General features: G+C 25.0%; 7 protein-coding genes. 5 read left to right on the top strand and 2 right to left on the bottom strand.

From position 1 onward, the window contains the following. Nucleotides 1-230 (top strand): hypothetical protein (locus tag MBBAR_RS10475; RefSeq protein WP_211272928.1); only part of this gene is annotated, 230 nt, incomplete at its 5' end. A gap of 278 nt (nucleotides 231-508) precedes the next feature. Continuing rightward, nucleotides 509-1,219 carry a MarR family winged helix-turn-helix transcriptional regulator gene (locus MBBAR_RS08610; RefSeq protein WP_080460952.1) on the top strand — a complete coding sequence of 237 codons (711 nt, stop codon included), beginning with the start codon at nucleotides 509-511 and terminating at the stop codon, nucleotides 1,217-1,219. An 86-nt stretch (nucleotides 1,220-1,305) separates the two neighbouring features. Here the strand turns inward: MBBAR_RS08610 and MBBAR_RS08605 are convergent, their stop codons facing one another. Together MBBAR_RS08605 and MBBAR_RS08600 are read right to left on the bottom strand one after the other, a co-directional pair. After that, nucleotides 1,306-2,610, bottom strand: coding sequence for a pseudomurein-binding repeat-containing protein (locus MBBAR_RS08605; RefSeq protein ID WP_080460951.1), 1,305 nt, complete (start codon nucleotides 2,608-2,610; stop codon nucleotides 1,306-1,308). Between the two features lie 257 nt (nucleotides 2,611-2,867). Continuing rightward, nucleotides 2,868-3,881 (bottom strand): ArsA family ATPase, encoded by a 1,014-nt coding sequence (locus MBBAR_RS08600; RefSeq protein ID WP_080460950.1) that lies wholly within the window; start codon nucleotides 3,879-3,881, stop codon nucleotides 2,868-2,870. A gap of 242 nt (nucleotides 3,882-4,123) precedes the next feature. Here MBBAR_RS08600 and MBBAR_RS08595 point away from each other — a divergent pair, with 242 nt between their 5' ends. The 3 genes from MBBAR_RS08595 (at nucleotide 4,124) to leuS (ending at nucleotide 8,814) form a co-directional block, all read left to right on the top strand. Next, nucleotides 4,124-4,990 carry an NAD+ synthase gene (locus MBBAR_RS08595; protein ID WP_080460954.1) on the top strand — a complete coding sequence of 289 codons (867 nt, stop codon included), beginning with the start codon at nucleotides 4,124-4,126 and terminating at the stop codon, nucleotides 4,988-4,990. A gap of 165 nt (nucleotides 4,991-5,155) precedes the next feature. Next, entirely contained in the window at nucleotides 5,156-5,467 is a 312-nt protein-coding gene (gene cutA, locus MBBAR_RS08590; RefSeq protein WP_080460949.1) for a divalent-cation tolerance protein CutA, read from the top strand. A 299-nt stretch (nucleotides 5,468-5,766) separates the two neighbouring features. Further along, nucleotides 5,767-8,814, top strand: coding sequence for a leucine--tRNA ligase (gene leuS / locus MBBAR_RS08585; RefSeq protein ID WP_080460948.1), 3,048 nt, complete (start codon nucleotides 5,767-5,769; stop codon nucleotides 8,812-8,814). Nucleotides 8,815-8,999 lie beyond the last annotated feature (185 nt).

Raw genomic sequence — 8,999 nt, 5'->3', positions numbered from 1 at the left:
TTTTAATTATTTTAATTATTTTAATTATTTTAATTATTTTAATTATTTTAATTATTTTAATTATTTTAATTATTTTAATTATTTTAATTATTTTAATTATTTTAATTATTTTAATTATTTTAATTATTTTAATTATTTTAATTATTTTAATTATTTTAATTATTTTAATTATTTTAATTATTTTAATTATTTTAATTATTTTAATTATTTTAATTAATTATCATTTTTAGCTTTAATATTTTTTATTCCTTTATATTCTTATATACTATTTTAATTATTATTTTAAGTATTTTTATTATTATTTTCAATATTTGCACTGTTTTTAAATTAAATACTATTTTTATTATCATAGTTATAGTCATAGTTATTTTACATCATAATCTTATTGTTACCGTGGGTAACATTTATATAGTTTAATATTCAAATACTATATTGTTACCCAGGGTAACAGTTATCTTTTTTGATAGCTAAAATTTAATTATTTAAATAAAAATAATGAGGCATAAAAATGTTTTTTAATGAAGAAATTGATGAAAACGAGTTTAAAGATTTATCTCTAGCAAATTTCATGACTATAGCAAATAAAGCATATGCTTTGTATTTAAATCAACGAATTGAAGATTTGAATATAAACATGGATCAAATTCCTTTAATAGTTGAGCTTGATAGAGAAAAACATGTATCTAAAAGAGATTTAGCTAAATATTTATTCATGAATGATAGAACTATAGCAAGATCCTTTATTGAATTATATAAATTAGGAATAATTGATAAAAAATATGTTTTAGATAAAGAAGAAGAAAAACGTCATATTGAAATATCATTAACCTCTTATGGAAAATATATAGCTTCTGAAATTAGAAAAATTGATAAAGAATGGGAAAAATTAATTTATAATAATCTTGAATCTTCAGATAAAGAGGAAATAATGAGCAATATAAAAGATTTAGTTGTTAGCTCTATTAAAATTAATAATGATAATAATATAAACAAAAACAGTAATTCTAAAGTTCTAGAAACTAAAAATATGATTGATAGAATTTTAAACAGGATCTTTAATTCTGATTTTGATAGTGGTTATTCAACATTTAGAAGTGATTGTTTTAATAGATTTAAAAATTATCATAATAGAAAAATGAATAATGATTTTAATAATGATTTTTGTTTTAGAGGCAATTTTCATGGAAAAATGCATCAAAATAGAAGAAATCAATTTTAATTTTTTATTTATTAATTTTTAATATAAAAAATATAATAAAAAATAGAAGTAGTAAATAAAATATTAACAAAAATTAAAAATAAAAACTAAAGACTTAATTTATCTACTTCTGATATTAATTTCTTAATATATTTTAATGTAGTACTCATAGACTCATATAAGTATGTTTCATAAACTATTGTTTTAATCCCTGCTTTTACTAGTGGTTCAGTACAATATGGTGGGCTTGTTTGAGAGCTAGGATAATAATAAGAAAGTCCTGGAATTTTCTTAATTATTTTATTTGCAATTACCTTTGATGAAGCACTATTTTTTGGAGCAAATATGAAATTTGTTTTTTCATAACTTCCACCATTTTTTGTTCCTTGATTTGAATGAACATCTATAACTAAGTTATATTTATTCAATTTAATGTTTGGTAGAATATATTTTTGAGCAAGCAATTGACCATTCATCCTCCCCTTATCATAATCTTTAGGATTTTGAGTAACAGTTATTTTATAAATATAATAAGCATATTTTAAATTTTTAGAGCTAATTAAAGTTTTATAAAGAGTGTTATGGGAATTATTTTCTAATGGATGCATACCTATAATATAAGCTATCTTAATTTTTGAATCAAGGTTTCCGTATGGTCCTAATAGCTCTACATAGCCTCGAATATCTTTTCCTAATAATTTGCTGACTGGCTTATTCCTATTATAATAAGGCATATATTTATTTATAGGATGCCCTGATTTTATATCAATAGTAACATAATAAGGAAGCTTAGTCTTTGTTTTACTTAATGCATATGCAAACAAATAAATATTTGATTGATACTGTAATTTATTGCCTCCAGCAGTTACTAAATAATTAGGCGCTTTATTATATTTATTAATATATTTAATTATTTTATTTGCATATATTGAGTAATAATAAGAATATATATTACCTCTCACCCATTTTCCTGAAGCTTTACTAGGATTTTTAATATTATATTTAACAACTACATTAGACTTTATTTTACTATTTTTATAACTGATAGTTTTTGACATTAAATAAAAAAATTCAGGCATTGAAAATTTATATTTACTAATAGTAACATAGTTGGGTAACTTTTTATATTTGTCAGCATAAGCTTTGACTTTTTTTGAAGCAGCAATAACACTACTTTGAGAAACTTTTGAAGGTTTTTTAGGTGTTTTTATAGAAGTGTTTGAATTATCTATAGTAGAATTTCCTCCTCCTGTAGTATTATTGTTTTGATTAATTGTATTATTATTTGTTTGATTGGTTGTAGTATTATTGTCAGATATTCCTACATCTTCTGCACATACAAAACTAACAGATAAGAATAATGTTGCTAAAATAATTGAAATAATTAAAATTCTATTTTTCATATTTTTCATCAATTCCCCTCTAATATTTATAAAATTAAATTATTAGGTATATTATATAATCAGGATAATATTATTATAGTATATTTATCGTTTCATATTATAAAAATATTATTAATATTCTCATCTTAATTTTTAATAATATTTATTAATTTTTAATACTTATTAAATTTTAATACTCATTAAATTTTGATACTTATTAATTTTTAATATTTATTAAATTTTAAATAAGATTATTAAGTTTATTTATTAAACTAAAATTATTCAATTTAAAGTAATATAGCATCTTTTTCTACATCTTCCGGGGTTTTTCCTTCATAAAGAACTTCTGCCATTTCTTTTAGCTTTTCTATTCCTTTGACTTCTTCTTTAAATAATGGCATTTCAGCTATTGTTTGGTGTGAAAACTTTTGTCTAATTAAAGCAAGCCTTTTTTGTTGTATTTTATGTCTAGCTTGACAAAAATCACAATCTTGAATATCTGGCATAATTTGATTAACAACAACTCCATCAACAGTCATATTATTTTTTGATAATGATTCCATGGCTCTATCAGATTCATATATTGACATTTCTTCTGGAATTACAACCATCTTAAATGTTGTCCTTTCAGGATCAGACATTACTTTTTTAGCTTCATTGATTTTTCTTTTAGTTTCTTCTAACTCAGCTGTGGATTGAATATCATTTTCATCATCATCTCCCATAAATGGAATTAAGTTTTTAAATGTGTTAGCTACACCACCAATTTTTGTTCTAACTTTAATCATTTTTCCAACCCATGAATCCATTAAATCAGGGAATGAAAGGAATCTAAGTGTGTGACCAGTTGGAGCTGTGTCAAATACCACTACATCATATTCGTTAGTTGTCATTACTTGAAGGAAAACTTCAAATGCAGCTGCTTCATCAGCACCAGGGGCTGAAGATGCAAGGTCGAGTTGATCACCTAATAAATCTAATCCCATTGCTTGTTCACCACTAGCTAAGCTTTTTTTACTTTCAAGCTCTGCTTGTTGTTGTTCCATAGCTATTTCAGGGTCAATTTCAACTGCATACAAGTTTGGCATAATTAAGGTTGGGGAATGACCTATAGGTGCTTCAAGTGAGTCTGAAAGAGAATGGGCCGGATCAGTAGATACAACTAATGTTTTTTTTCCTTGATTTGCCATCCAAATCGCTGTAGCTGCTGATATGGATGTTTTTCCTACTCCTCCTTTTCCTCCTACAAATATAAATGTTGTTTGACCTTCTTTAAATGTGAATAAATCTTTAAATCCCATTATTATTCCTCCAAATACTTTTCTATTTTTTATTATTTTTATTATTTTTTTATTATTTCTTATTTTAACTTTTAAAAATATTTAATTTTTAAAAACTATTTTTAAAAACTAATTTATTTGAAAATTTATAATAAAAATTTATAAAATTATAAAGTTTATAAAAAATTTAATATAAAAATTAAGTGAATATTATAGTAAGATAAGTTATATATACTATAATATAAATTTTTCGTGATTATATGATGCTACCAAAAATCAATTCAGAAGTAGTTAAAGAGGAAATAGTTAATTTTATAAGGGAAATAGTTAATAAATCAAGCACCAATGGAATTATTATCGGTTTAAGTGGTGGAATTGATTCAACTGTTGTTGCTTTCCTTTCAAAGGAAGCCATTGGTAAAGATAAAATATATTCTTATCATTTATATAGTTCAACCACTCCAAAAGAAGACACTGAACATGCTAGGCTTGTTTCTGAAATATTGGGTATTAATTATAAAGAAATTTATATAGATACAATAACTAGTGAATTTTTAGATTTAGCTGATTTAGTTGGTTCAAGTAATTTGTCTGATTTGTCTGTTTTGTCTTCATCTGATTTAACTAATTATAATGAAGTTTCAAATTCTTTTGAAAATAAGTCTGCTGAAGGTAATCTTAAAGCAAGAATTAGAATGTCTATGTTATATTATTTTGCAAACATGAAAAATTGCCTTGTAGCTGGTACTGGTAATAAAAGTGAATTATTGATTGGTTATTTTACAAAATATGGTGATGGAGCTTGTGATTTTGAACCAATAGGAGATATTTATAAAACACAGTTAAGGAAATTAGCTAAGGACTGGAATATTCCCGATGTAATTATAAATAAACCTCCAAGAGCAGGTTTATGGATAGGTCAAACTGATGAAGATGAAATTGGTTTAACTTATGATGTTTTGGATCAGCTCCTCTATCTAATAGTAGATAAAAATTTAACTAATGAAGAAATCTTAAAGGAAATGAATAGTTCTAATATGGAAATCAATAAAGTTCGTGATAAGATTACTAATAATCAACACAAGTTACAATTTCCTCCAAGCCCATTTGAAAAAAAGAAATTGTTTTGAATTTAATATTATTTTTAATTTATTATTTTTTTAATAATTTAATAATCTTTAATAATTTTAATAATTTTAATATTAATTTAAATAATTTTAATATTTCTAATAATTTTAATACTTTAAATAGTTTTAATCGTTAAAAATTTTTATAATTTTTGTGGTTGTGAAAAAATGATGGTACTAATTTATGTTACTACAAGTAACGAAGAAGAAGCTATAAAAATAGGGGATTTAGTGGTTAAAGAAAGGTTAGCTGCTTGTTCTAATGTAATTTCTAACATGAAATCTACATATTGGTGGGAAGGAAACCTTGAAAATGATAATGAGGCTATTCTCATTCTTAAAACATTAGAAAAAAATGTTGAAAATATATTTGATTTAGTAAGTAGTGTTCATAGCTATGATAATCCTTGTATTTTAGCATTACCTGTTTTAAATGTTGCTGAAAAATATTTAGAATGGATAAAAGATGAAATCGATTGATTAAAATTTTTTAATTTGGTTTAGATATTTATTACTTTTTTATTTGTAATATTTATTTTATTATCATAACCATAATTATTTAATTTAAATTTATTAATATGATAATATACTAATTATATATGATATCAATTTTTATTATAATTTTTATATAATTTCTAAATTATAGTTATAATTATAATTTTCTAATTCATAATTTATAATTATATTTTAATCTAATTCAATTAATTTAATTTAATCTAGTTTAATTAGTCTAATTAGTTTAATTAATTTAATTTAATTCAAATTATACTGGTGATCAAGTGAGTGAAGAGATGGAAAAGAAATGGCAGGATAAATGGGAAAAATCAAAGCTATTTCAAGCAGATCATGATGAAAGAAAAAAAATATTTTTAACAGTAGCTTATCCTTATCCAAGTGGAGCTATGCATATAGGACATGGTAGGACATACACAGTTCCAGATGTTTATGCAAGATTTAAGAGAATGCAGGGATATAATGTGTTGTTTCCTATGGGTTGGCATGTTACCGGAGCTCCTGTGATTGGAATTGCTAGTAGGATAAAGGATAAAGATCCTTGGACTCTTGAATTATATGAAAAGGTTCATAAAGTTCCAAAAACTGAGATTCCAAAGCTTGAAGATCCTGAATACATTGTAAAATATTTTAGTACTGAATATCATAATGTAATGAATGATATGGGTTATTCAATAGATTGGAGAAGAGAGTTTAGAACTACTGATCCTACCTATAAAAAATTTATTGAATGGCAAATAAGAAAGTTAAAAGAAATGGATTTAATAAGGAAGGGAAATCATCCTGTTAAATATTGTCCTCATTGTGATAATCCTGTTGGAGATCATGACCTCTTAGAAGGGGAAGGTGTTGGAGTAAATGAATTAACTCTTCTTAAATTTAAACTATTAGGTAAAAATAATAATGAAATTAATAGAAATGGTAATAGTAATTCTAATGTTAAATATTTAGTTCCAGCTACTTTTAGACCAGAGACTATTTATGGTTCTACAAATCTATGGTTAAATCCAGATATTGAATATATCGAAGTGATTAGTGATGCTTCTAAAGATGGAACCAATGGGGAAACATGGATAATTAGTAAAGAAGCATATGATAACATATCTAATCAAATAAAAGATTTAAAAATAATAGGAACTATTGACCCAAAACCATTGATAGGAACTTATGTTGAAAATCCTGTGACTAAAGAGCCTCATCCTTTATTACCTGCTAGTTTTGTTGATCCTGAATATGGTAGTGGTTCTGTATTTTCTGTTCCAGGTCATGCTCCTGCAGATTATATTGCACTTCAAGATTTAAAAAATAATAATGAACTTTTAGAAGAATATGGGTTAGAAAATATAGTAAATAAAATAGAGCCATTAAATGTTGTAACTCTTAAAAAATACAGTGAAATTCCAGCTCGTGATGTGATTGAAAGATTAAATGTTAAAACTCAGGAAGATCCTAAATTAGAAGAAGCTACCAATGAATTATATAAAGTTGAACACTCTAAAGGAATCATTAGTGATCACATTCCTATTTATTCGGGTGAACGTGTTTCAATAGCTCGTGAAAACATTAAAAAGGATATGATTTCTAAAAATCAAGCTACTATAATGTATGATTTTGCAGAACATCCTGTAATATGTAGATGTGGTACAAAATGTGTAGTTAAAATAATGGATAATCAATGGTTCCTTAAATATTCTGATGAAGAATGGAAAGAAAAAACAAGAAACTTACTTAGAAATGAAAACATAATTCCTAACGAAGTTAGATCAAATCTTGAGTACTATATTGGCTGGTTAGAAGATTGGGCATGTTCTAGAAGAATTGGGCTTGGAACTAAACTTCCTTGGGATAAACAATGGTTAATAGAACCACTAACAGATTCTACAATTTATATGTCTTATTATACAATAGCTAAATATTTGAAAGATATTAATCCTAATGATTTGAATGATGCATTTTTTGAAAAAGTATTTTTTGATAATGATATAAATATTGATAATGATATAAGCACTAATAAGATTAATACTAGTCAATTAGATAGTATTGGTGCTGATATTGACGATTTCAAGCTTAAAATTGATGAAGATATTATAAACGAAATTCAAAATGAATTTAGTTATTGGTATCCTTTGGATTGGAGACTTTCAGCTAAGGATCTAGTTGGTAATCACTTAAGTTTTCATATGTTCCATCATGCAGCTATTTTCCCTCCTGAAAATTGGCCAAAAGGAATGGTTGTATTTGGTATGGGTTTATTTGAAGGTAACAAAATGTCTTCCTCTAAAGGAAATGTTATACTTCTTAGTGATGCAATTGAAGAGTATGGTGCTGATGTTGTAAGATTGTTTTTAATGTCTTCAGCTGAACCATGGCAAGATTTTGATTGGAGAGAAAAAGAGGTTGTTGGTACAAAAAGAAGACTTGATTGGTTCTTTGATTTTGCAGAAAAAATTGAATCAATTAAAAAATCACCTTTAAATTTAAGTAATATTGAAAGAGTTGATTTAACCCGTAAAATAGACCTATGGATGATGAATCAGCTATTCATAAGGATAAATGATGCAACTAATGCTCTTGAAGGTTTCCAAACAAGAAAAGCTCTTCAAGATTCTCTCTTCCTTCTTAAAAAAGATGTTGATCATTATATGTACCGTACAAAACATTTATTAGAAGATCCTGATGAGGCAATTATCTTTGTTTTATCTTCAATATTAGAGTCTTGGATTAGAATTCTTGCACCATTTACACCACACAGTTCTGAAGAATTATGGAGTAAATATGGTGGTGAAGGTTTTGTATCTGAAGCTGAATGGCCTATTAAATATCAATACTTCCCAATGAAGTGCACTCCAACTTTAAACCTCCAAGCAGATAGCTGTATCCCAAGTGAAGTAATAGAAAAATCTGAAGAAATGGTTCAGTCAATTGTAAAAGATATAAATGAAATTAAAAAGATCGTTGATGTTGTTCCTAAAAAGATTCATGTTTATTTAGCTCCTGATTGGAAATGGTTATTATATAGGATAGCTGCAGATGTTGGAAAACCAGATATTGGCCAAATTATGGGTAAAGCTATAGGTGAAAACATTCACGATAATAAAAAAGAAATAGCTGATGTTGCTAAAAAAGTTGGTCGTGAAATTACAAAAACAAGATATATAGGAAAAATAGATGAGTATGATGTATTGTCCGATGCTTTAGACTTCATATCTGAAGAAGTAGATGCTGAAGTAATTATTCATACTGATGATAGCTATGATCCACAAAACAAGGCTAAAAATGCAATGCCGTATAAACCAGCTATATTTATGGAATAAGATTATTGTTTCTATTTAATTATATTTTTATTATATTTTTATTATATTTTTATTATATTTTCATTATATTTTTATAATAATATAATTTTTATTAAGGATATTTTTATTATAATAAATATTTTTATAAAATTTTATTTTTATATAATTTATTTTTATAAAGTATTACTAATTTTATTTTTATAATT

Source organism: Methanobrevibacter arboriphilus JCM 13429 = DSM 1125, assembly GCF_002072215.1.
In the GTDB taxonomy this organism is placed as follows: Archaea; Methanobacteriota; Methanobacteria; order Methanobacteriales; family Methanobacteriaceae; genus Methanobinarius; species Methanobinarius arboriphilicus.
Note: the sequence above shows the minus strand (reverse complement) of the source record. Positions and strands in the feature narration are given on the sequence as shown.

What these genes read in the sequence shown, in the direction of transcription:
- MBBAR_RS08610 (WP_080460952.1), top strand. Translation starts at nt 509, where the DNA reads ATGTTTTTTAATGAAGAAATTGATGAAAACGAGTTTAAAGATTTATCT.
- MBBAR_RS08595 (WP_080460954.1), top strand. Translation starts at nt 4,124, where the DNA reads ATGCTACCAAAAATCAATTCAGAAGTAGTTAAAGAGGAAATAGTTAAT.
- MBBAR_RS08600 (WP_080460950.1), bottom strand. Translation starts at nt 3,881, where the DNA reads ATGGGATTTAAAGATTTATTCACATTTAAAGAAGGTCAAACAACATTT.
- MBBAR_RS08605 (WP_080460951.1), bottom strand. Translation starts at nt 2,610, where the DNA reads ATGAAAAATATGAAAAATAGAATTTTAATTATTTCAATTATTTTAGCA.
- cutA (WP_080460949.1), top strand. Translation starts at nt 5,156, where the DNA reads ATGATGGTACTAATTTATGTTACTACAAGTAACGAAGAAGAAGCTATA.